Raw genomic sequence first — 23,414 nt, 5'->3', positions numbered from 1 at the left:
ATGTGCGTGCCAGTCTATCATAGATCAGTTCATGAAACTGAACCAGCCAGGAAAGACGCTGCGCCGGGTGCGCTACACTGCGAAAGTGGCAGAGGTGACATCGCCGGCCGCGCAGAGGGCTTCGCGCGGGCGGATCGACAAGCGGCAGGCGATACTCGACGCGGCGTTCGTGGTATTCGCGCGCCGGGGTTACGCGCAGGCGTGCGTCCAGGAGATCGCCGAGGAGGCCGGCGTCGCCAAGCCGACGATCTACAACCACCTCAACGACAAGGAGACGTTGTTCCGGCACGCGCTGACGGCCGCCGGCGACGCGGTGCTGGCCGAGAATCTGTCGGTGGTGGACCGGTTGCGCAATCCGGGCTCCGACTTACGCGCCACCTTGGCAGACGTGGCGTACCGGCTGATCCGGGCGTGCTGCGCCGAGCGATCCCGATCGCTGCGATGGCTGACCTACGGTCAGGTCGCGCAGTTCCCCGATTTGATCGACATCGTTGTCGGCCGCACGTCCGACCAACTGGCCGAAGCACTCGCCGACCGGCTGGCGCGCCTGTCGCTGTCCGGCCGCCTGCGCGCGTGCGACCCGGCGACCGCCGCGGAACAGTTCCTCGTGCTGATCACCGGCCCGATGGAAGGCCGTTCGCGGCTGGGCACCCGCAAGGTCTCCACCGCCGAGATGCACGCGGTGGCCACAGCGGCGGTCGATACCTTCCTGCGCGCCTACGAAGCGCCGGAAACCGGCTGAGCCCGCGCCGTTTCGCTTCGATGTGATCGCTCTCGCGAACCGGGCCGTCCGGACCCGGAGTGCGGCGGATCGCACCAGATCCGGTTACCCCGGACAGCACCCGTTCCACCTTGGGGTGACCGCCCCTACGCCCGAGGCGTGCGTACCGCACGGCGGGATCTCGTCCGCGCGACCGTCGGAACCAATTCGTTCACCGCCTGTCGCCGTTGGCGACCTTCTGGACGAGGACCGAGCGCACTTCTCGACATAAGGTACCGACTCGAAGCCCACCACACAGGCCGCGCGATCACCCCGTGGTGTCACATCCACCGACACTGCGAAATTCCATTCCGCGCAGGTCACGGAGGTGGGCAAATCGACCGCGCAGCAACATGATCCGCCACTTCGAACCGTCGCCCGGAGTTGGCCGGGGTGGAGACCAGCCCACCGGCAGGATAACTCTGGGTAAACGGCTCGTGGGGCGCGAAGGGCCCCCGTATCCTGAATCCGTAGGGAAAGAGGGGTGATGACCGGACGACAAAGCCCATCCCCGCCTACCTCAGACCTTCCACCTTCCCAGCCTCGGCTTCGATGAGCTGGCGAAATTTACTCCCCCGCAACGGTTCCCACGAATGGCGCGATGTCGGCACCCTCCGACGCCCGCCGTTCGCGCCGCGCGCCTGCGGTCAGCCGAAGTCGTGTCATGCGGGGAATTTGGCAACCCTTCAGCAACGCAGCTGCCCGAAGTCGTACGGTTGCCAAATAGCCTGTGACTATTGAGCTTTCGCTATGAATTGCTACAATCGGACCGTGCACCGTTAGCCTAGCTAATCAGCGGCAATATTTTTCCGGGCGCGCCGAAGACCGCGGCTCGCCCCGGGGGTTCTTCCGTCGCTGAAGCGGGCGCACGATCCTTGTCGGCAGTTCCAGGGAGTTCGCTATGGACAATCCACACGTTCTGGTCATCGGCGGCGGCCCAGCCGGGTCGACCACCGCAGCCCTGCTCGCCAAATCGGGGGTCCGGGTGACCCTCCTGGAACGAGATAAGTTCCCGCGCTACCACATCGGCGAGAGCCTCTTGGCCTCCGTCCTCTCCACCCTGCGCCTCTCCGGCGCCTACGACGCGGTGGCCGCGCACGGCTTCCAGATCAAACGGGGCGGCCACTTCCAGTGGCAGAACGACGACTGGCTGCTGGACTGGTCCAAGCTGGTGGACGCGGAAGCCTGGTCCTGGCAGGTGCAACGCGACGTCTTCGACGAATTGCTGCTGCGCAACGCCGCCGAGCAGGGCGCGCAGGTGATCGAGCAGGCCACGGTCACCAACGTCCTTTTCGAGGACGACCGGCCCACCGCCGTCGAATGGACCGTCGACGGTGACGACCGGACCCACACCACCGAGTTCGATTTCCTCGTCGACGCCTCGGGGCGGGCCGGCGTACTCGCCAAACACCAGGTCATCGATCGCCAGCAGCATCCGGCTTTCCGCAACGTGGCGGTCTGGTCGTATTGGGAAGGCGCACAACTACATCCGGACAGTCCGGAAGGCGCCATCAACGTGGTGTCCACGCCCGAGGGCGGCTGGTTCTGGAACATTCCGCTCTCGGACGGCCGCCACAGCGTCGGCTACGTCGTCTCCGCGCGCAAAGCCGCTCCGAAGCTTCGGGAACAAGGTCGAGAGGCGTACTACCTGGAGACCATCGGCGACAGCGCGGCGATGGGCAAGCTGCTCGCCGGTGCGCGACGGGTCGCGGAGGTCAAGGCGGAGCAGGACTACTCCTACAGCTCCGACCGGTTCTGCGGCCCCGGCTGGGTCGTCGTCGGCGACGCGGCGTGTTTCCTCGACCCGCTGTTGTCCAGCGGCGTGCATCTGGCGACGTACTCGGGCCTGGTCGCCGCGGCGGCGATCGCGACGATCCTGCGCGGCGAACTGAGCGAGTCCGACGCCCTCGGCTTCTATGAGCACGCGTATCGCCGGGCCTACACGCGATTCCTGGTCCTGGTTTCGCGCATGTACGAGCAGTACGTGGGCTCGGAGGAATACTTCGCGCACGCGGGCACCCTGACGACCGGGCACAGCGGCGACACCAAGCAGGCTCAGTTCACCGAGATCATGGCGGGTCTCACCGACATGGACGAGTCCTCGGGAGTGCAAGAGCGCACCGCGACCGAGACCATCATGTCCGCGGCCGAACGCCTGCATGCGGAGTCGGCGAATCTCGAATACATGGGTCACCTGGACATGTCGGTCGTGTGGGACCACTGGCGTGATCCGCTGGCGGACACCACGACCGAGCAGCTGCGGATCACGACCGACCCGGTCCTCGGGCTGACCGGCCGGCCTCGGACGGACGCGGAGGTCGCAGCCGTGGCTCGCCCCGTTCTTCCCCCGACGGCTGCCGGCGCCACCACCTCCTAGCACCGGTATCCCAACGGGTTTCCCGTGACAGCCACCGCTCGGAGCCGGTCGTGACGATCACACACACCGGCCCCGAGCCACCGGGTGATTGCTCGCCCGGTGGCTCGGGTTTCCCGAATCACGACGAAATCGGCCGGTTCGGCCACCCGCTGACCAGGGCGCTGCTGGCGAGCGACGGATTCACCACGCCCGCGCTCGCGGCCGTTCTCGGCACCGACTTGACGGTGCGGGTTCTGCGCCAAGACGAAATCGCCGCGGCCCGGCTGCCGGACACCGTCACCGACGTCTTGCGCGTGTCCGGTACCGATCGCCTCATCGTCCGACGCTCGTGCCTGGTCAACGCCGACTTGGTCACCGCGTCCGTCAACTACGTCGTCGCCGTGCGCGCGGGCGCGGCCGCTTCCGGCGTGGACGATGTGCGGGTACCGATCGGATCGGGCCTGATCTCCCGCGGGGTGTCCCAGCGGCGGCGGCTGCTGCGGACCGGGGTGATCAGATGGCCGGACGGTCGCCTGTGCGCCACGCGGTCCTACGTCATGCTGCTCGGCGATCGACCGGTCTGCTACATCCGGGAATCGTTCAACCCTGACGTCATCCCGCCCGAGTACGCCGCTGCGCCCGATGACGATCCGACGTGGTCGGACGAACCGGAACACACACGGGCGGAATCATTCGATGTGCCGGGAGAGGTCTTCGCGGCGCACGAGCCCAGGGGCGACGACCAGATGGGCGGAGTATCCGCACCACTGCTCGACCGCGCCCAGCGTTCGAGGCTCTTGCCCGCACCGATCCATCCGGCCGAATGCGTCGCGCTCACAGCGGGGTTGGCGAAGGCAGCGCGCGGAGAGGGTTTCGTGCTGCACCTCGGTGGCCGCGACGACACCTCCTGCGGTGGCGAAACCCGGACACTCGCCAACCGCCGGGCGCTGATATATGCCACCGCCGCGGTCCTGGCGCACGGACTGGGAGAAGCGACCGTCACCATCGAACGAGCGCCCAAGCGACACCGCGGATCCGCGCGCGCCGCCGCGACGCTCGACGAGTGGCCCGGCGACCGCCTGCCGATCACGCTGTGCGTGACCATGCTCCGCCAAGCCGCGGATCGGTGCCCTGACCCGATGCGTCGTGATCTGCTCCGCGCGGTCGGCGGACTCTTGCCCGTCGCCGCGATCACGCCACCAGGGGCACACGAACTGCACACTTCGCTGGTGCCGCCGCGTATCTCGCGCGAACCGTCCGCACCGTATGAGGCCGCGCCGACCCGTCAGGAACCGCACGGGGAATGGTGGGACCGTTCGGCGCACATGCTGTGGATCGGCGACCACACCGGCAACCGTGCGCGCGACCGGATGCGGTTGGCCGCGCGTGTCGGCAACCCGGTCGCGGTGGCACTCGGTCCGGCGGCCACACCGTACGACGTCGAACTGCTGTGCCGAGCGCTGAATCCGCGCAAGCAGCCGGGCAAGCTCACTCTCGTCCCGAGGCTGGGCGTCGCGGGCACCCTGGACAGGCTTCCCGCGTTGTTCGCCGCGGCCGCCGCGTGTGGAACCCCGGTCTGCTGGGTGTGCGATCCGATGCCCACGACCCCCCGAATACGGCTCGGTCACGCGCCCTTCCGCATCGACGACGTCATCGACGGAATCCGCGCGTTCTTCCGAACATGCCGGGCCACCGGAACCGCTCCCGGCGGCCTGCATCTCGAATGCGAAGCCGACGTCGTCGAGCCATGGACCGAAAGGGATGCGGGCAAACAGTGCACGGATCGCCGGATTCGCCGCTCCCCCGGACTGGATCCCGTACAGACACTGCACTGTGTCGTCGCCGCGCTCGAGCAGCGGGTCGTCTGAGCGGTCTACCCCGTTGATCCGATCTCGATTGTGACCGGGCTCTGCGACTGCGGCCACAGATCCGGGTCTCGCCACCACGAGCGCGGAAGCGCCGCGGCGAAAAAACAGTTCGGCACCGACCGCCCGGGTGAAGAGCAACGACGCCCGATGCCGGGAAGCCACCGGACGACAGAATGTCGCCAACAGCGGGAAATCGATTTCGAAATCAGCGCTATATCATCACCCGGATCCCGCTCGCACAGGTGCCCTTCCGCTGCGTCGGCATCCAGGCGACCCGTGCGTCATGAGCCGGTCACCGCGCAGCGCGAGCCCACAACTCATGACATCGAGCCACTTCGAAAAACCAGCAGAACAGGCGGTAAGTTAGCAATAGTGGATCGCTCTGACTCAGAGAGTCGCGAGCCGAACACCTCGCATATCACCAGTGCTGTGCGGGCGGTACGCCGGGAATTGCCCGTCACGCCGTTTCGGCCGCACTCCAGGATGTGCTATGTAACTCAGGAATAATTTCGGTTCACTTGTTGTGGGTCACCAATCCGTGTGATTCGCGATCGAACCGCTACACTTTCGTTATTCTTCGGACGGGTACAGGTGAGGTGCCGCCCGGGTCGGGCGGGGCCGTGTCAGAGGTAGGCATTTTCTAGCCGTGAGCAAGTGGTCTGAGCTACGCGAATCCGCTGTGGGAGTGGTTCGCTCGAGCCGGCGTGACGTCCGTGGCCGAGTGAGCGTCCGGGTGCGCCTGCTGGCGATCGTGTTGATATCGAGCGTCACGCTGCTCACGATCGGTGTGGGCGCCGCAGGTTACCTGGTGCGATCCGCGCGGGCGGCGAAGGAATGGGCGGAGCTGGCCAGCAGCACGACGGTACCGGCCATCCTCATGGTCCAGTCGTTCGAAGAGGAGCGCCGCCTGTCGCTGTTGTATCTGGCCGGCGACACCGAAGTCGCCCGCGGGCTCGCCGCCGCGCGCCAACGCTCGGATGCGGCGCTCGCGGCTGTGATCGCCAAAGGCGATGCCGCTCGCAAGCTGAACCCCGGCGGGTCCGCCTCCGAGATCGAGGGCTACAACAAGCTGTTCGCGCTGGTGCCGACGCTGCGCGGCGGGGTCGACTCGCGACAGGCCGTGCCGAGCGAGGTGTTCGGCGCCTTCAGCCAGATCATCGGCACGATCATCGCCGCGTCGACACTCGCCGCCCGGGTGGCGCCGGAAGCCGACATCGCCATGGAACTGAGCTACGGCGTGGAGCCACTGCGCGCGGCGGAAGCATTGTCGATGGCGGACACGTTGGGCGCGGTGGCGCTGACCGTGGAGGAGCACACGCCCGCGCAACTGACCGAATTCAGCCGCTTGGTCGGGGAATTCCGCAGTCAGGTCGCCTACTCCGCCCAAGTGTTGAAGGGCACCCGCCTCGCCCAGCTCCAAGAGATCACCGGCGGACCGGCCTACCAGAAGGTGATCGCGATGCAGGACGCGGTGCTGCTGCGGGGGCCGGTGGAGGCGGGCGGCGACTCCGACGAGTCCGGCAGGACCCAGAGCGGCCGCTCGACCTCGCGAACCACACCGTTGCCCATGAACGTCGCGGCTTGGCAGGAAGCTTCCGGCCAGGTCGGTTCGGCCCTGCTGAAGTTGTGGGACGACCAGAGCCACGACGCGCACGCCATCGCCCGCGAGCGCGGCGACGAGACCGCGCGGCAGTCCATGCTCGGCGGCGCGGCGGTGCTGCTGGTCGCGACGCTCGCGTTCGTCGCGGCGCTGGTGCTGGCCAATCGCTTCATCGCGCGCATGCGGCGCTTGCGGCGCGACACACTGGAACTGGCCGACCAACAGCTGCCCGAGCTCATGCAGAAACTCGGGCGCGGCGAGAGCCTCGAATCCGAGGCGGAAGTGGCGCGGCTCGATTTCGGTACCGACGAACTGGGCCAGGTGGCCGACGCCTTCAACCGCGCGCATGTCGCGGCTGTGTCGGCCGCGGTCGCGGAGGCGAAGACCCGCGCGGGCGTCAACGCGGTGTTCCTCAACATCGCGCATCGCAGCCAGGTGGTGGTGCACCGCCAGCTCGCCCTGCTGGACCAGGCCGAACGCCAGGAGGAGAACGCCGACCAGCTCGAGCTGCTGTTCCAGCTCGATCATCTGGCCACCCGGGCCCGGCGCAACGCCGAGAACCTCATCATCCTCGGTGGCGAGAAGCCGGGCCGGCGCTGGCGCAAGCCGGTTCCGCTGCTGGACTTGGTCCGCGCCGCCGTCGCGGAAAGTCTCGACTACACCAGGATCCAGACCGGCCGGCTGCCGGAAGCCCAGGTGTCGAGCAACGCGGTAGCCGATGTGATCCACTTGCTGGCCGAGCTGATGGACAACGCGACAGCTTTCTCGCCCCCGCAGGCGCGGGTCGAGGTGACCGGCGTCGTGGTCGGGCGCGGTGTGGCGATCGAAATCATCGACCAGGGTCTCGGCATGTCGGAGGCCGACTTCGCCGCGCGGAACGAAGTGCTCTCCAACCCGCCGGATTTCAGTGTCGTGACCTTGTCCAGCGACACCAGGCTCGGGTTGTTCGTGGTCGCGAAACTGGCTCACCGCCATGGCGTCTCGGTGCGTTTGGGGGAATCGGTCTACGGCGGGGTCCGGGCGGTGGTGCTTGTTCCGAGCGCCCTGCTGCAATCGGAGACGCCCTCGCGCGACCAGAACGACGGCGACCGTGTCGAGCCCGCACAGGCGCCGGCGCCCGACAGCACACCGCCTCGGCCGGCGACGGGACGGTCGGCGTGGTTCACTTCCCCCTCCGATCAGTCCCCGGCACCGATTCCGCACAGCGACACCCACGGATTCGACACGGGCTCCGCACCGCATCCCGACCCCGCTTCCGATACCCGGCCGCCGTTGCCCCGCCGCCGCCGCCAATCTGCCGAGGAGCAGCCGGAGACGGCGCAGCCCGCCGCGGCTCCGGTTCGGCAGCGGTCCGCCGACGAAGCACGCAATCTGATGAGTGCCATCGAGAACGGGACCCGCCAGGGGCGCCGGAAGCGTCCCGACCTCGACTAGTCCGCAATTCCACCCACCTTCGGAAGGCGACGATGACTACCTCCCAGGGAACCGGCATCGGTTGGCTGCTCGACGAGCTGGTCACCGGACTGGTCGGAGCCCAGTCCGCGGTGCTGCTGTCCTCGGACGGGCTGATGATCGGCCATTCGGCTCGATTGGACAAGGCCGATGCCGAGCGGTTCTGCGCGATGGCATCGGCTCTGCACAGTCTGTCCCGCAGCGTGGGCCACCATTTCGACGCGGGCGGGGTCTGCCAGACGGTGGTGGAACTCGACCGCGCGGTACTGTTCGTCACCACGGCGGGCGCCAACGCGTGCTTGGCGCTGCTGGCGTCGGAGACCGCCGATATGGGTATGGTGGCCTACGAGATGAACCAGACGGTGCAACGAGTCGGAACACACCTGTCGGTCGACACGCGCCCGCAGCCTTCGACACAGCCATGAGTGATCAGCACGATTCCTGGTACGAGGAGGACGCCGGACCGTTGGTCCGGCTCTTCGCCATCACCCGCGGCCGGGGTCGTGCGGTGCGCCGGGAACTGAACCTGGTCACCCTGGTGGTCGACGGAGCGCCCGGGACCGCGCTGCGGCGCACCGAACCGGAATACGCGGCCATCATCGAGTTGTGCCGCACTCCGCAGTCGGTGGCCGAAGTGTCCGCGCGACTGCGCCTGCCGCTGACGATGACGAAAGTCCTCATCGGCGACCTGCTCGACGACGGCAGGCTCATCGTCCGGTCGGCGCAGCCCCCGACCGGCCCCGAATCGGATCTGGGCCTGCTGCGCGCGGTGCTCGACGGCATCCGCGCGCTCTGACCGTCCCGCTACCGCTCAGACCAGCTGCGCGGCAAGCCGTTTCGCGTTCATGTAGGCGATCGCCTCGATCGAGACCATCGGGTTGACGCCCGAGGAGGTGGGGAAGCAGGAGGCGTCGGCGACGACGATGTTCGCCGCTTCCCAGGTGGCGCCGTCCGGGTTGGTGGCCGAGGTGTCCGGGGAACCGCCCATCCGGGCCGAACCCATGATGTGCAGCGCGCCGAGGGAGCATTGTCCCGGGCCGTATCCGGCGGCGCGGCACGCGGCGGCGAACTCGGCGTGCGAGCCGCGCCGGCCAGGCTCGTAGGAGACGCCGGCCTGGTGCCCGGAGAAGATGCGGTGAGCGCCCGCGGCCTCCAGAATGCTCGCCGCTCCTTCGAACCCGGTGTGCAGATGGGCGGCGTCGTAGTCGGACAACCGGTAGTCGACGACCGGCTCACCGCTGCGGTCGACCGACACCGTCCCCGAATCACGGTCGCGCGTGATGATGCCGATCGCGTTGGACCGCCCGAAATCGAGCATGGTGGTGCGGTGATTCGCGGCGCCGCGCCAGCTCATGAATCCGGTGGCGAGCCCGGGATGAATCGGGCCGGTCTCGTAGATCACGCCGTAGCCGTTGCCGTCCAGATCGCTGTGCTTCCGGCAGATCCGGGTCTGCAATCCGCCCTCCCACGGCCGGATCTCCTCCTCGAACACACCGAACACCGCGGCCGCCGGGTGCAGGCGCAGATGGCGGCCGATGTTGTCGTTGCGCAATCCCGAGCGCCGCAGCAACGCCGGAGTCTGGATCGCTCCGGCCGCCACCACCACCGCGCGAGCACGCACCTCGATCTCCACGCCGTCGGAGGTGACCGCTGACACTCCCTGCGCGCGTCCGCCTTGCACGGTGATCCGCCGTACGTCGGCGTCCACGACCAGTCGCGCGCCCCGCTCGGCCGCGTCGGCGAGCCAGGTCTTGGTCACCGACTGTTTGGCGCCCAGCCGGCAACCGTAGCCGCATCGACCGCACTCCACACCGGCGTCGCAGGCGTCGGTGACGTTGCGCGGCAGCGTGTCCACTTCCCAGCCCAGCGCTTTGGCGCCGCGCTCCAGCACGCCGTCGCGAGCCGACAACACCGACCGCCGATCGGTGACGCCGAGCCGCCGCTGCACCACCTCGAGGGCATCGTCGAACTCCGTCTCGGCGAACTGGGCGGCGCCCAGCCCGGCCCACTCCGCGCGCACGTCGGGCGGCGTCGGCAACGACGTGCTCCAGTTCACGACCGTCCCGCCGCCCAGGCAGGTGCCCGCGACGAGGGTGATCTGACCTTCGCTGGAGCCGGGCGGGCCCGGCGCGTACAGGTGCCGCAGCCCGCCGAGTTCGCCGGTGCCGAAATCGCGGTCGTCGTAGTAATTCCCGCGTTCCAGGACGACGACGTCGAGACCTGCTTCGGCCAGGACCGCGGCGGCGACACCGCCTCCGGCGCCGGAACCGACGACCACGACATCACACTGGAGTTCGGCGCTCTCGCTGTAGCGCAGCGGAGTCAGGGCGGGTGCGGGCGCCGTTTGCAGCGGGCCGGACGGCGCCGGATACCCGATCTCCTTCCACAGCGGGTTGGTGCCCGACGGGCCGGGGGTGATGTTGTAGGACAACAGCGACGCCTGCTTGAGCGCCTGGAAGATCACCCGCACCGACTCGAAGCGGGAATCGGCCAGCCGCAGCAACGCCCGTTCCCGTTCCTCCTGCGACAGGCGGGAGAAGCGCCGGGGACCGCTGCCGGTGAGCAAGCCGGTCAGCCGGGAATCCCACAGATTCAGCAGCGTGGCCAGTTGCTTCTGCTCGGCCTCGCGGGGGTTGCGGCCCAGCAGCTCGAAGACGGTGTCGACGGCCCCGAGCGCGCTCGCCGACGGTAGCGTCAACCCGTCGCCCGGGTTGAAGGTGTCGCAGATGCTGGTCATCGCCGCGCGTTGCTTGGCTGTTGGTTCCATGTGGAGCAGTCCCCTTCGTGTCGCCAGTGAGTTGTATCACAAGGGATGAACAACCACTAACTAAAGACATGTTTCGCCAGTTGACGGCGGCTTTGGTGAAAGAATGTGGGGCCACATAGCGCTGACCCGATGACGACTCGCCAGCGCCAGCGGCCCCGGCGCGTTCATGCCGGAATGACAACAGCCGCCGCGTGCCCGACCGCCAGGAACGCGTGGACGACCGAGACGAGCGCACCGCCGAGCCGGGCCGTCGGGTCCTCGCCACCGCGCGGCCGCGACAGCGACCACCGGGTGAACGTCCGCTCGGCGTGCACCGCAAGACGCAGCAGTTCGGCGCGATACGACCCGAGCAGCGGCTGGTCGCAGGCACTCAGCGCCGCGGCGGTGAGGTGCGCGCAGCGGCCGATCGTCACCACGATCTCGAGCACCTCGTCCGGCACCGCCGTGACGACGTAGGCGTCCGCGGCAGCCGCCCGCGTCCGCTCGACGACGCGGCCGAGGGCACGTCCGAGTTCGGCCAGTGGCGCGCGATCGGCGACCACGGGCTCGGACGCCAGAGCGGTGGACAGGTTGCCGATGACCACGCCGAGCGCGTCCTCGACCCGGCGCAGCCGATCGAGAATCCCGGGCACGTCGACCGGGGAGCACCCGAAATCCGCCAGGACCGTCGCGGCCTCGACCAGGGTCGCGGCCGCCGCGCGGAAGTAGATCCCGGTTGTCGCGCTCGCCGGTAGCGTGCCCATGCCCACTCCTCGGGTAGGTGACCCTCGATCAGCCGCCGTCGCCTGCCCGCGCCGACCGGACAGCTTCGGCCGGATGGCGTCGACAGACTTGCGCCGCTCCGGACAGCAATCAGCCCGTACTACAACGCTTGATCATAATAGCCCATAACATATCTCTTCAATCCACAGGTAGACAGATGAGCTGTATTGAAACGGTCATTTACTTATGGCTCAGTTGGATCGAAGTTGGACACGTCAGCTACGAGCAGGCACCGGATCCTTCCTGGCACCGCTTGCGGCGGACGGCCGCGGCGAGTCGCTCCCTCCGGCCGCGGTCGCGCGTCTTCGGGGACACCTGACGCGACCGCCGATCCGGCAGCCCGCCGGTCTCTTCCATGACCTCTCCGCGCAAGCGCGATGATGGAGCGAAGCCGATCACCATCGAGAGGACCGACGGATGTACCGTCTGACGCGCTGCCTAATCGCGGTGGTCGTCCTGCTGGGCGCCGCGGGGTGCGCTGACTCCGAACACGAATCGCCGCCTACTCGGGGGGAAGTCGTCTCGACCACGCCCCTGATGGGGCTGGCGGCCGAGGAGGCCGCGACGCTTCTGGGCAACGGCGGAATTCGCACCCCCGTCCGCAACGGTGTCGACGCATTCCGCATCGAATACCGGACAATCACCCCGCAGGGCGAACCGACCACCGCCAGTGGCCTGGTGGTTCTCCCGCGCACCGACTCCCGGCGGCTGCGCGTGGTCAGCTACGAGCACGGGACCATGACGCTCAAGAGCGACGCCCCGTCGGTCGACACCCGCAACCTCCCCGAACGGCTGCGGACGGTCGCCTTCGCGGCCGCGGGCTACGCGGCGACCGCACCGGACTACCTGGGTCTCGGCAACGGTCCGGGGCCGCATCCCTACACTCACGCGCCCTCGGAGGTCAGCGCGTCGGCCGACCTCTTGCGCGCGGCCGGCGCGCTGGCGGCCCAACAGGGCCGGGAGCTGGACCCGGACGTGCTGGTGACCGGCTTCTCCCAGGGCGGCCACGCGGCGATGGCCCTCGGCAAGGCGCTGCACGCCGGAACGATCCCGGGCTTCGGGGTCGCCGCCCTGGCCCCGATCAGCGGGCCTTACGACCTCCAGCACGTCCAGGCGCCCGCCGCGCTCGACGGGCGGGTGGTTCCGGGCGCCGCGGTACTGTTCCTCGCCTACTGGATCACCTCGATGAACCGGATCCACCACCTCTACGACGATCCGGCGGAAGCCTTCCAGCTGCCCTATGCCGACAAGGTCGAAGGACTCTTCGACGGCTTCCACAGCGAGATCACCATCGTGACCTCGCTGGCCACCACCCCCGCGCAACTACTGACCCCGCAGTTCCTCCAGTTGACGACCGAGCCGAGCGGCGCCGCCGCGAAGGCCGTGGCCGAGAGCGACGGCACCTGCGACTGGACGCCGCGGGTGCCCGTCCACCTCTACGCTTCCCGTGGCGACCGCGCCGTTCCCTATCCCAATGCCGAGCATTGCCTGCGAGCTCTCGGCAGCGGCAACGCCACGCTGAGCGACTTGGGCGACCTCGACCACGGCGGAACCGCGCGGGCCGCGCTGCCCGAGATCCTCGGCTGGTTCCAGCAGCAGTTCCCGCCGAGCTGACCGGCGGGCCCTCCCGTGCTCAGTGCGAGGCGGCCGACTCGGTTTTCGCCGCGAGGGGAGAGTTGCTCTTCGCCACGGCGATCCGGATGTCGAGGTGCGCGATCTGGCCGGAGGCGTCGAACTCGGCCTCTCCCGCGAGGCCGTGGCCACCGAATTCCAGCCACCGGTAGTCGTCGAGGAATTCGGTGACCAGGCCCCGCCGCGTCAGGTAGCTGTGCACGGCACGCCGGTGATCGGTCAGCGGCAGCGCCCCGAAACCATAGGCGAGCACGCGAGCGAGGCCGGACGCCGTGGGCGCGGGCAGCTCGAACGCCGGATGCTCGACGAGGAACGCGACGCACGCGCCATCGATGATCCCGCAGTAGGAATTCCAGCGCCCGCACACGATCTTCGCGGCATCCGCCATCAGCCCGGCGACCTGGTAGGGCTCCGGCGCCGCGCCCCCGTGTACCACCGGCAGTTCCGCCGAACACAATTCGGCCACGCGGTACCGCAGACCGAACTGGCGCACCGTCTCGGCGGCACGCAGCAACGACGGCGGGTAATCCCAGGGATTGACCCATCCCCACAGCCACGTCTCGGCGTCGGCCGTGCCGAGCAGGTGGACGTCGGTGCACACGAAGGAGCGCTCGTCGCCGAGGAATTCGAGCCGGCGTCCTTCCAGGTCGACCTCCCACACGTGTGCGCCGAGCACGTCTTCGAGGTGCAGCCGGTGCTCGAGCGACAACAAGCCCGCGTCATCGAGAAGTCTCGTCAGTGGCACGGATTGGGACACCGCGCCAGCGTAGTCAACGCGCGGCCACCGCTCCGCTTCCACTCGGACTTCCGCGGCGAGCGTGTCATCCGGAACGCGGCGACACCGCGCCTACGACGGCTGCCTGCTGGGCAACGGGATCGGCCATCGGCGGTGGGTAAGTTGCTGGTGCCCGGCGGGGTTGTGGTCGATCCCGGCGGCGTTGATCAGCCGCCAAAGCGGGCCCGGACTGCGCGGACACCTCCATGTCGCAGTGTCCACACCTCACCCGGACAGCCGCCACTGCCGTCGTGATCGCCTGCGGACAAGAAAAGCGTCACGGCCAGGTGGCTCCGGAGATCGGCCTGACCGAGGCCTGCTTGGCGGCGGGAGATCACTGCGGCGTCGCAGAGATCGGCAGCTGTCGGCGGAGCCGGCGCGGGCTACTTCAGATCGAGGGGTGCGGTCGGCTTCGTCGAACGACCCACGCTGCGGCGGCGAGCAGCGCTGACCGCCGAGCGGATCTGCACGGCGGGGCCGCTCCCGCGGTCAGTAGATTGGTGGGATGAGTGCCGACGCCTCGATGCAGGAGCGCGGACCCGTGGCCGTGCGATGGTCGGTCGCGGGTCGGCTACGGGCGCTGCCGGGAAGCATCGGCTATTTGCTGGTCGGCGGTGCTACCGGCGTGGCGGCCATGTTCGCCGCGGTCGGCTTGTTCGTGGTCGCGGCCACCAGCCTCGGTGGGGTGGGTATTCCGGCGATTCCCGAATACCTGCGGTTGATCCGGCCGCTGACCGAGTTCGAACGGCGGCGGGCCGGCAAGCGGCTGGGCGCGCCGATTGTGGTGGCGTATCGGCCGATGACCGGCGGCCTACGGCAACGACTGGTCAGCGCCTTCGGAGATCCGGCAAACGGCCGGGATATCGCGTGGCTGTGCGTGCACGGGGTGCCCGGCATGGTGGTGGCGTTGTTCTCGATCGGATTGCCATTGGGGGTACTGAACCAGCTGGCGATTCCGGTCTATTGGCAGATCGTACCGCCGGGCACCGTCGACAGCTTCGGCTTCGTGGTCGATTCCTGGCCGCTGGCCGGGCTCAGCGTGCTCATCGCGATTCCCTTGGCCGTCCTCGTTCTCCGGCTACCCACGGTGGCCCGCTGGCAGGCGCTGCTGGCGCGGACGCTTCTCGGTCCGGCGCCGGGCGCTGCGCTCGCGGTTCGGGTGGCGGAGCTGACCGCCACCCGGGCCGCCGCACTGGACGCGCATGGGGCGGAACTGCGACGCATCGAACGGGATCTGCACGATGGCGCGCAGGCGCGGATCGCGGCGGTCATCATGCAGCTCGGGCTGGCCGATCAATTGCGGGAACGGGACCCGGCCGCATCGTCCGACCTGGTCCGCAAGGCGCAGGACACCGCCGAGGCTGCGTTGGCCGAACTCCGCGATGTGGTGCGAACGGTGTATCCGCCGGTGCTCGCGGATCGCGGGCTGACGAGCGCGATTTCGGCGTTGGCCGCGCGCTCCCCGATTCCGGTCGAACTCGATCTCGACGGCGCCGTCGCAGCGCGCCAGAGCAGGACCGAGGCACCGGATTCGGGCAGATCGAAGACACGGTGGCCGGCGGCTGTCGAAGCGGCCGCCTATTTCGTCATCTCCGAGGCGATCACTAATGCGACTAAACATTCCGCGGCCGAAAATCTTAGGGTATCCCTCGGAGGCGATGCCGGGCTGCTGGCCGTCGAGGTGCGAGATGACGGGATGGGCGGGGCACGAGAGACCGAGGGTGGCGGGCTGGCCGGGATTCGGCGGCGGGCCGAGGCGCTGGACGGGCGGATGGTGCTGAGCAGTCCGGCGGGTGGGCCTACTGAGGTTCGGGTGGAGCTGCCGTGCGGGTTGTGATCGCCGAGGACGACGCGCTGTTGCGGGAAGGGCTGGCGCTGCTGTTGCAGACGGCGGGGATCGAGGTTGTCGCCGCGGTGGACGATGCGGAGGACTTTCTCTCGGTGGTGACCGCCGACCGGCCCGATGCCGTGGTCGTGGATGTGCGTCTGCCGCCCACCTTCACCGATGACGGATTGCGAGCGGCGGTTCGGGCTCGCGAGCTTCACCCCGGCCTCCCGGTGCTGGTGCTCTCGGCCTGGGTCGAGCGCAGCTATGCCGCCGAACTGCTCGGCGACGGCGCTGGCGGGATCGGATACCTGCTCAAGGAACGGGTCGGGAAGGTGGATCGGTTCCTGGATTCGCTGCGGCGGGTCGCCGAGGGCGGGACCGCCATGGATCCGGAAGTGATCTCACAGCTGCTGGTGTGGCGCAAGACCGACGATCCACTCTCCGCGCTCACCCCACGCGAACGCGAGGTGCTGGCGCTCATGGCCGAGGGGCTCGACAATGCGACCATTGCCGAGCGCCTCGTGGTAACCGAAGGTGCTGTGCTCAAACATATTCGGAGCATCTTCGCCAAACTGGGCCTCTTCGCCGACGAGGTGGGGCACCGGCGGGTGCTGGCCGTGCTGGCCTATCTGAATGCCGGATGATCAGTCGTCGCGACAGGTGAGGTCGGCGGCAGGCAGAGTGCCGTCAGCCAGGTAGGTGTTCACAGCGTCGTAGACGCAGGCATTCGGATAGCGGCCGAAGATCGAGTGAATGGCGACGTCTTGCAACGTGACCATACGAGAGCCGGTGAGCGCCCGGTGCATGGCGATGGCACCGCCGTAATTGGTCCGGGTGTCGCCGGTGGCCTGAACGATCAGGTTCGGCACTGAATTGCCGATGGCGGTGGGCGATTCGGCAGGCGGTGCCCAGAACGCGCACGGCGTGATGTTGTTCGCCAAGGCGCCGAAGACCGGCTGGGTGGCGCGGGATGCCTCGATATTGCGCCGGTACCAGTCCAGATCTCGGGGTGCGCCGATGTCCCCGCAGAGGATAGCCATCTGAGGCGACATGTCGCGAGGCTGGGCGCGCAGGATAATAGCGAGCTTGGCCGCCAAGTCCTCGTCCGGTCGTATCGGCTTACCTTCGGCGGCATCGGCGAGCTGCCGGATCTGTTGCACCGCAAGACCGTAGCCGTGGGGCGAATCGAAGGCGATGTACAACACCAGGGGAAGGGAATGCTCGTCGATGTCGTACTCGCCGATCCGGATCGGCTGGGCGGCGGCGCGTTCGACGAGCCGCTCGACCAGACCACGAACGGCCCCACCGGTGGTGCCGAGGTGGTATTCGTCGTCGCGTTGAGCGGTCCAGGCCGCCCAGTCGTCGAGCGCGGCCTCGTTGGGTGAGCCCATGTCCTGCACCATTCCGACCGCGCCGTAGCGGTACGGGTCCACAGCGCCGTCCAGCACCATGCGGTCGGAACGTTCCGGGAACATCTGCATATACACAGCACCCAGGTAGGTACCGTAGGAGGTGCCCAGATAACTGATCTTGCTTTCGCCGAGCGCGGTACGGATGACATCCATGTCGCGAGCGGTATTGCGAGTGGTGAAGTGCGGCAGCCGCTCACCCTCGGCGTCGGCGCAGCGCGCCGCCAGATCGGCTTGGTCGGCGACGGATTCGGCGAATCCCTCGGCATCGACACCAGCGGACTGCAGGCCGAAACCGTGCGGCCAATGACAGTTCACCGGCGAGGAGCGCCCGACACCGCGCGGGTCCATGCCGATCAGGTCAAAGCGGGCGCGGACCTCGGGGGTCATGGCCTGGCTCGTGTCGACGAAGTAGTCCAGGCCGGCACCGCCCGGACCGCCCGGGTTGGAGAGGATGACCCCACGCCGCTGGGCCGGGTCGGCCGCGGCGATGCGAGAGATGGCGACGGTAATCGTAGAGCTTTGCGGCTCAGCGTAATCCAGGGGCACCGTCACATCCGCGCACTGCGCGCCCATGCCATCGAGACCTGGCGCATCGCAGGACTTCCAGGTAAGCGGCTGGTGGTAGTAGCGGTCCAAGGGCTCGGCCGCACCCGCCCGATCGGCGACGGCGGTCGTCGTGAACGCCCCCGCGCCGACGAGCCCGGTGACGGCGAACGCTACCGGAACGCTCAATGCCCGAGGCAGCTTGTATCGAAACACGAATAATCTCCTCATCGTGCGCAGACAGCGGCATCGAACAGCTTCGACACCGCGTCAGAGGCGGCCGTATCGACCGGAAGCTGATTGACGGTCACCACGACGGCGGTGCCGTCGGACGCCACGCCGTTGCGGGTTGCGAAGCCCGGAATGCTGCCGCCGTGGCCCCACACCTCCTTGCCACAGGAGACCGGGTGGTGAATCAGGCCGAGTCCGTAACCGGAACCGGGTTCTCCGCGGTCCCAGGGGATGGTCTGTTTCATCTCGGCCAACTGCGCTGCGCGCAGTAACTTCCCGGTGAGCAAGGCGGTGAAGAAGCGGTTCAGGTCGTCGGGGGTGGAGACCATCGCGCCCGCGGTGCCGGCCCACGAGGAGTCCAGATCGGTGAAATCGATGCGGCGACCGCCGGTTTCGTGATATCCGCGCGGATGCGGCCCCCGGATGCCGATCTCGCGCGCGTCGGGGAAATAGGTGTCGCGCAAGCCCAGTGGTTCCAGGATGCGGCCGGCGATCTCGAGCTCGGCCGAGCGCCCGGTGATCTTCTCGATCAGCATGCCGAGCAGAATGTAATTGGTGTTCGTATAGACCGAACGCGCCCCCGGTTCGAATCGGGGCGGCATCGACAGGGCGATTCGCACCAAGTCCGCGGGTTCGTAATGAGCCCAGCGGATTTCGTCGGCATCGGCCCGCAGCTGCGGGGTGCTCGCGACAGCCGTCAGAGCCGGATCGCCGCCGGCAAGGTAGTCCGGCAGGCCGCTGGTGTGCTGGAGCAGTTGGCGGACCGTGATGCGACTGCCGTCATTGCCATTGCCCTGCACGACGCCCGGTAACAAGCGTTCGATCGGCGCCTCGAGATCGACCTTGCCGTCGGCGACCAGTTGCAGCACGACGGTGGCGACGAAGGTCTTGGTATTGCTGCCGATCCGGACCCGGGCATCGTCGGCGATGGGCACTCCGGTGGCCAGGTCGCCCGCGCCGGTGGTCAGCACCCGGTGGCCATCCGGGCCGTCGATGGTGACCTGCGCGCCTGGGAAGCCACTGCGAACCAGCATGTCGAGGGCCTGAGTGACGGGGCGGTACATCTCGTTTCGGGTTGGTTCACCGTCGCCGGTGTCGGTGCCGCATGCTTGGACTGCGAGCGCGCCCAGCAGCCCGACACCGGCCAGCGCGATCCTTCGGCGATGTCGCCGCATTGCGCTCATGAAGACATTTCTCCTTTTCAGGTCGGGTTTTCGGCCAAATCGAGCGTAGGAATCCGGAGGCGCGCGGCCCATACCCCGCACGCCCGAATCACAGTCGTGCGCGCTACCCGGGCGGAGGTAGCGCCAGCACCACCTACATGCAAGGTCAGTTCTGGGGCCACTGCGCGAGACGCGAGAGTCTTCTCTCCGGCCAGCTCAGCCCGGGCCGGATGCTAAAACTCGGGGCGACAAGGGGCAGGGACGCAACCAGCCTGAACATGTTGACGCCTCCGTAGAGTGAGTGTACAGTCACTCACATGAGCAGGAGCGGAGCCACACTCTCCCGATCGGACCAGCGTCGCGACGCCGTCATCGACGCCGCGATCACCGAGTTCGCCCGGGCCGGTTACCACGGCACACCGATCAGCACCGTGGCGGCGACCGCGCAGATCTCCCCGGCGTATGTCTTCAAACTCTTCCCCAGCAAGGTGACGCTGTTCGTCGCCGCGCTCGAACGATGCTTCGACTCCATCGAGCGGGCGATGTCCTCCGGGGCCGCCCACGTCGACGACGGCGCCGGTCCCGAGCAGATCCTGCACGCGATGGGCGGGGCTTACGCCGAACTCATCAGCGACAAGAGTTTGCTGATGCTGCAGGTTCATGCTCAGTCCGTGGCGGATGTCCCGGAGATCGGCGAGGCGCTGCGCCGCGGCCTGGCCGGCGTGACCGAGCTGGCCAAACGGCGCTCCGGCGCCGACGACGAACTCGTGCAACGATTCATCGCCTTCGGGCAGCTCTGCCACCTGATCACCACCCTCGGACTGGAGGGCGACACCAGCCCGTGGGCCACCATCCTCACAGCGGGCATTCGCCACCCGAACAATTACTGACCCGATCCCACCGCCCCTTCGGGGGCATTTCTTTCACCCATTCAGTGATTGATCAGTCACACACTAGGAGAACAGATGTCCACCATCACCGCCACCGAGATCGTCCTTCCCGGCCGCGTCGAGCCGCGGGGACTGCTGATCACCCACCGCGACCTGCCCGCAGCAGGGCCGGGCCAAGCCCTCGTCCGAGTGGAAGCCAGCGGCGTCTCCTTCGCCGAGCAGCAGATGCGGCGCGGCAAGTACTACGACCAGCCACCGTTTCCTTTCGTGCCCGGCTACGACTTGGTAGGGATCGTGACCGCGGTCGGAGCCGGTGTGGACCCGGCCCTGGTCGGCAGCCGCGTCGCCGCGCTGACCAAGACCGGCGGCTGGGTCAGCCACGCCCTGCTCGACGCCGCGGACCTCGTGCGGGTCCCCACCGGACTCGACGCCGCCGAGGCGGAAACCTTCGTCGTCAACGGCATCACGGCATGGCAGATGCTCTTCCGGACCGCGAAGGCGCGAACCGGACAGACCATCCTCGTGCACGGCGCGAACGGCGGCGTGGGCTCCACCCTCGTCCAACTGGCCCGCGCCCACGGAATCCACGTCATCGGGACCGCGTCGGCGCGCAACGCCGACGCCATCGAAGCCCTCGGCGCGACCTGGGTCGACTACCGAGGCGACGTGGCGCACCAGGTTCGCCTGCTCGCTCCCCACGGCGTGGACGCGGTCTTCGACCACATCGGCGGCCCCGGCATCCGCGACTCGTTCGCCCTGCTGGCACCGCACGGCACCCTGGTCTCCTACGGAACCGCGGCCACCAAGAACGACGAAGGCAACTCACGACTTCCAGTGCTGAAATTGCTCATCCAGCTGACGCTGTGGAACATGTTGCCCAACCACCGCAACGCGCACTTCTTCAACCTGTGGGCGGGCAAACGCAACCTCCCCCGCTTCCGCAGCCGCATCGCCGAGGACTTGGGCAACATCTTCGACCTCGCCGCCAAAGGCGCGCTCAGCGCACAGGTCGCTGCCCGCATCCCCCTGACCGAGGCCGCCCGCGCCATGGAACTCGCCGAGTCCGGCACGGTCGTCGGCAAGGTCGTGATCGTGGCCGACGCCCACCACTGAGCCACGCCTGCTGGCCTCTTCACCACCACGCCCGCCAGACCACGCGACCTGCCACTGCCCCCATAGACCACGTTCCGTCAGTGCGGCCCCGCCGCTGCTGCCGATAACCGAGCATGGTCGCAACCGTGTGCCCAGCCGCGGGGGGCCATGGGCGCCGCGGCCGATGGATGGCCGGGATCCGATTTCAGGCCGTTAGATGAGGCCGGCGACTTCTTGAGCGATGGCGGCGAGTCGGGTTTGCGCGGCGGAGACGACGCCGTGGCGGTTCTTGTGGGCCTCCTCGTAGGCGACGATCGCTCGGATGTCGGCGGGGTCGGTGAGTTCCTTCACCTCGGCGACGGCTTGGGAGACGTTCAGCTCGTCGTAGTCATCGATCGGCAACTCGCCGGGCTCGGGGACCCCGCTGGTGCGGATCGACCGCAGGGCATCGGCGGCGGCGTCGGCGCCTTCGCGGCGCGCGACCTGCTCGGCGGTTTCGAGCGCGGCGTCACGGGACGCGGAGAGGGTTTTGACGGCGACATCACCCGCCCGCGCGCCTTGGGCCAGTAATCCACCCAGCGCGGGTGGGGTGGCACGCACGGTGTCCAAGGCCCGGTCCAGGCCTCGAGCAGACCAGGTGACCGGGAGGTTGAACAGTTTCACCGCGGTCCCGGCCGCGGCCTGCAAAGGGGTGCGGCGCAGCGCGGCCGGGCCGCCGAGGGCGTCCTCGGCCAGGACGGTGGTCAGCCAGTCCACCGTCGCCGAATGCGCGGTGATCAACCGCTCCGCCAACTCCACCACCTCGGGCAACTGGGCGGTGGTCGCGAGGGCCTTGATGTAGCGGGCGCGGTCGACCAGTTGGTGTTCGAGAGTCAGGTCACCGAGCAGGGCCTCATCGAACGGCAGCGCCTGCTCGACCATCGCCTTGACCGCCGCGGCGGCCTGACCCAGGAATGGGCCGACCAACTCCGGGACTCCACCCAGGTCGCGGATGGCGGCCTCGATGGCCTGCGCGCGGGCGCGGGCGTTCTCGGCGTTTTCGGACAGCTCCCGGCGCACCGCTTCGGTGCGGGCTTGGGCGATGCGGGTCTCGGCGACCTGGAGCTCGGTATTGGTCAACGACAGCACCGCGCGCAACTGCGCCAGCAAAGTAGAGGTATCGGGTGTGCTCATGCGAATCTCGTCCCTCCGGTGTGTGACAGCATCGGGTCGGCGCAACGATGCACCACTCCCACGACTACCCACACCTACCGGTCGGTAACACGCTTCATCTCACGAAGAGCCGTCTTCGGCGGTTTCGTGGTGCGGCGGGGTAGGGCCAGATCGCATGCCCGCCCCTTGGAACGTTCGACGCTTACGGCTGCGGGACCAAGAGTGCCACGGTCACAATCGGAGCTCAGTGAACCCATGACTTTGTCGGTCCAGCCTCGCGGCTCCTGCTGAGGAATGCAGGAAACCATACGGCCAATCGAACAAATTTCCCCTAGCGGTTGCCTGGAGTCTTGGCATCTGCCAGAAGTTCGCTTATCCGATCCTCGTCAACCTCGGCCTCGTCAGCGGCGAACATCAGCCCCTCCAGCTAACCGGGGGTGCCTCTCTATGTTGTCAAGTCGCACAACATGGCTCGGCTGGGCTTCGGTGGCGGTTGGTGTCGTCGGCGATCATGATCCGCCAGATGACGTTGGACAGGTGTCGTTTCAGGCAGCGCATGGCCGCGCGTGGGGATGCTCCGGCAGCGATCCTGCGGTCGTAATAGGCGCGGCCAGCGCTGGCGGGCATGCGGACCTGGACCATGGCGATGGTGTGGAGGGCGGCGTCGAGTTGCCGGTCTCCGTAACGGCTGAGCCGATGTACCTGGCGGTCGGCGCTGGCGATCTCGATCGGCGCGGTGCCGTTGTAGGTGGCGTAGGCGACTGCGGTCGCGAACCGTGTCGCCGGACCGGTGCGTCCGATCAGCCGAGCAAGTCGTGGTCTGCCAGCGCCGCGCGGATCGTGGGATCGTCGAAGAAGTCGGCGGTGAGCGCGTGCTTGAACCCGGCAGCGCAGGCGCAATCGGCGCAGAGGTTTCCGGCGTGTTCGACAACTGGGTCAGCGCCCACCACCACCTACTCGCCATGAAAGTGCAGGTCAGATGAAAATCCTGGTCACCGGGGGTGCAGGATTCGTCGGAGCCACCGTCACACGACTGCTCCTCGACGCCGGACACAACGTCACCGTCATCGACGACCTCTCCCGCAACGACGACCGCCAAATCCCCCACGACGCCGAATTCATCAAACTCCG

Annotated in this window: 20 protein-coding genes; 12 read left to right on the top strand and 8 right to left on the bottom strand. The window is 68.1% G+C overall.

Annotation, left to right across the window (positions count from 1 at the left end; all coding sequences use genetic code 11):
- The first annotated feature begins 85 nt into the window (after positions 1 to 85).
- The 6 genes from ABZ552_RS11685 (at position 86) to ABZ552_RS11660 (ending at position 8,832) form a co-directional block, all read left to right on the top strand.
- Entirely contained in the window at positions 86 to 742 is a 657-nt protein-coding gene (locus tag ABZ552_RS11685; RefSeq protein WP_281873221.1) for a TetR/AcrR family transcriptional regulator, read from the top strand.
- Positions 743 to 1,661: 919 nt separating this feature from the next.
- Positions 1,662 to 3,137 carry an NAD(P)/FAD-dependent oxidoreductase gene (locus tag ABZ552_RS11680; RefSeq protein ID WP_281873223.1) on the top strand — a complete coding sequence of 492 codons (1,476 nt, stop codon included), beginning with the start codon at positions 1,662 to 1,664 and terminating at the stop codon, positions 3,135 to 3,137.
- A 50-nt stretch (positions 3,138 to 3,187) separates the two neighbouring features.
- Positions 3,188 to 4,984, top strand: coding sequence for a 3-deoxy-7-phosphoheptulonate synthase (locus ABZ552_RS11675; protein ID WP_357436842.1), 1,797 nt, complete (start codon positions 3,188 to 3,190; stop codon positions 4,982 to 4,984).
- A 721-nt stretch (positions 4,985 to 5,705) separates the two neighbouring features.
- Positions 5,706 to 8,018 carry a nitrate- and nitrite sensing domain-containing protein gene (locus ABZ552_RS11670; protein ID WP_281873226.1) on the top strand — a complete coding sequence of 771 codons (2,313 nt, stop codon included), beginning with the start codon at positions 5,706 to 5,708 and terminating at the stop codon, positions 8,016 to 8,018.
- A gap of 32 nt (positions 8,019 to 8,050) precedes the next feature.
- The gene (locus tag ABZ552_RS11665; protein ID WP_195089227.1) at positions 8,051 to 8,461 is read left to right on the top strand and encodes a roadblock/LC7 domain-containing protein; all 411 of its coding nucleotides are present in this window, start codon (positions 8,051 to 8,053) and stop codon (positions 8,459 to 8,461) included.
- Entirely contained in the window at positions 8,458 to 8,832 is a 375-nt protein-coding gene (locus ABZ552_RS11660) for a DUF742 domain-containing protein (RefSeq protein WP_281873231.1), read from the top strand. Before ABZ552_RS11665 ends, ABZ552_RS11660 begins: the two co-directional genes overlap by 4 nt.
- Positions 8,833 to 8,847: 15 nt before the next feature.
- Here ABZ552_RS11660 and ABZ552_RS11655 read toward each other — a convergent pair whose 3' ends face one another.
- Entirely contained in the window at positions 8,848 to 10,803 is a 1,956-nt protein-coding gene (locus ABZ552_RS11655) for a GMC family oxidoreductase N-terminal domain-containing protein (RefSeq protein ID WP_281873233.1), read from the bottom strand.
- 164 nt (positions 10,804 to 10,967) lie between these two features.
- Positions 10,968 to 11,546, bottom strand: coding sequence for a hypothetical protein (locus ABZ552_RS11650; protein WP_281873235.1), 579 nt, complete (start codon positions 11,544 to 11,546; stop codon positions 10,968 to 10,970).
- Between the two features lie 436 nt (positions 11,547 to 11,982).
- On the opposite strand from ABZ552_RS11650, the gene ABZ552_RS11645 reads away from it, so the two are divergent.
- On the top strand, positions 11,983 to 13,179 hold the full coding sequence (locus ABZ552_RS11645; protein ID WP_281873238.1) for a hypothetical protein: 1,197 nt from the start codon (positions 11,983 to 11,985) through the stop codon (positions 13,177 to 13,179).
- Positions 13,180 to 13,198: 19 nt separating this feature from the next.
- On the opposite strand, the gene ABZ552_RS11640 is transcribed toward ABZ552_RS11645, so the two are convergent.
- Complete coding sequence (locus ABZ552_RS11640; RefSeq protein WP_281873240.1) at positions 13,199 to 13,954, bottom strand: DUF6882 domain-containing protein; 756 nt, start codon at positions 13,952 to 13,954, stop codon at positions 13,199 to 13,201.
- Between the two features lie 523 nt (positions 13,955 to 14,477).
- Between ABZ552_RS11640 and ABZ552_RS11635 the strand changes: the two genes are divergently transcribed.
- Positions 14,478 to 15,809 carry a sensor histidine kinase gene (locus ABZ552_RS11635; protein WP_281873242.1) on the top strand — a complete coding sequence of 444 codons (1,332 nt, stop codon included), beginning with the start codon at positions 14,478 to 14,480 and terminating at the stop codon, positions 15,807 to 15,809.
- On the top strand, positions 15,797 to 16,444 hold the full coding sequence (locus ABZ552_RS11630; protein ID WP_281873244.1) for a response regulator transcription factor: 648 nt from the start codon (positions 15,797 to 15,799) through the stop codon (positions 16,442 to 16,444). The genes ABZ552_RS11635 and ABZ552_RS11630 overlap by 13 nt, the downstream gene beginning before the upstream one ends.
- Here the strand turns inward: ABZ552_RS11630 and ABZ552_RS11625 are convergent, their stop codons facing one another.
- Both ABZ552_RS11625 and ABZ552_RS11620 read right to left on the bottom strand, forming a co-directional pair.
- On the bottom strand, positions 16,445 to 17,848 hold the full coding sequence (locus tag ABZ552_RS11625) for an alpha/beta hydrolase (RefSeq protein WP_281873245.1): 1,404 nt from the start codon (positions 17,846 to 17,848) through the stop codon (positions 16,445 to 16,447).
- Between the two features lie 134 nt (positions 17,849 to 17,982).
- The gene (locus ABZ552_RS11620; protein ID WP_281873246.1) at positions 17,983 to 19,170 is read right to left on the bottom strand and encodes a serine hydrolase domain-containing protein; all 1,188 of its coding nucleotides are present in this window, start codon (positions 19,168 to 19,170) and stop codon (positions 17,983 to 17,985) included.
- Positions 19,171 to 19,466: 296 nt separating this feature from the next.
- On the opposite strand from ABZ552_RS11620, the gene ABZ552_RS11615 reads away from it, so the two are divergent.
- Both ABZ552_RS11615 and ABZ552_RS11610 read left to right on the top strand, forming a co-directional pair.
- Positions 19,467 to 20,039 carry a TetR/AcrR family transcriptional regulator gene (locus ABZ552_RS11615; RefSeq protein WP_281873248.1) on the top strand — a complete coding sequence of 191 codons (573 nt, stop codon included), beginning with the start codon at positions 19,467 to 19,469 and terminating at the stop codon, positions 20,037 to 20,039.
- A 75-nt stretch (positions 20,040 to 20,114) separates the two neighbouring features.
- Positions 20,115 to 21,152 carry a medium chain dehydrogenase/reductase family protein gene (locus tag ABZ552_RS11610; RefSeq protein ID WP_281873249.1) on the top strand — a complete coding sequence of 346 codons (1,038 nt, stop codon included), beginning with the start codon at positions 20,115 to 20,117 and terminating at the stop codon, positions 21,150 to 21,152.
- Between the two features lie 192 nt (positions 21,153 to 21,344).
- Here ABZ552_RS11610 and ABZ552_RS11605 read toward each other — a convergent pair whose 3' ends face one another.
- From ABZ552_RS11605 to ABZ552_RS11595, 3 genes are all read right to left on the bottom strand, one after another.
- Positions 21,345 to 22,304, bottom strand: coding sequence for a ferritin-like domain-containing protein (locus ABZ552_RS11605; RefSeq protein ID WP_281873251.1), 960 nt, complete (start codon positions 22,302 to 22,304; stop codon positions 21,345 to 21,347).
- Positions 22,305 to 22,736: 432 nt separating this feature from the next.
- Positions 22,737 to 23,084, bottom strand: a complete 348-nt coding sequence (locus tag ABZ552_RS11600) for a transposase (RefSeq protein ID WP_357437217.1) — start codon at positions 23,082 to 23,084, stop codon at positions 22,737 to 22,739.
- Positions 23,084 to 23,230, bottom strand: a complete 147-nt coding sequence (locus ABZ552_RS11595) for a hypothetical protein (RefSeq protein WP_281881289.1) — start codon at positions 23,228 to 23,230, stop codon at positions 23,084 to 23,086. The genes ABZ552_RS11600 and ABZ552_RS11595 overlap by 1 nt, the downstream gene beginning before the upstream one ends.
- Positions 23,231 to 23,262: 32 nt before the next feature.
- Here ABZ552_RS11595 and ABZ552_RS11590 point away from each other — a divergent pair.
- Positions 23,263 to 23,414 (top strand): NAD-dependent epimerase/dehydratase family protein (locus tag ABZ552_RS11590; protein ID WP_357437214.1); only part of this gene is annotated, 152 nt, incomplete at its 3' end.

The organism is Nocardia sp. NPDC019219 (genome assembly GCF_040632645.1).
GTDB classification, from domain to species: domain Bacteria; phylum Actinomycetota; class Actinomycetes; order Mycobacteriales; family Mycobacteriaceae; genus Nocardia; species Nocardia sputorum.
Note: the sequence above shows the minus strand (reverse complement) of the source record. Positions and strands in the feature narration are given on the sequence as shown.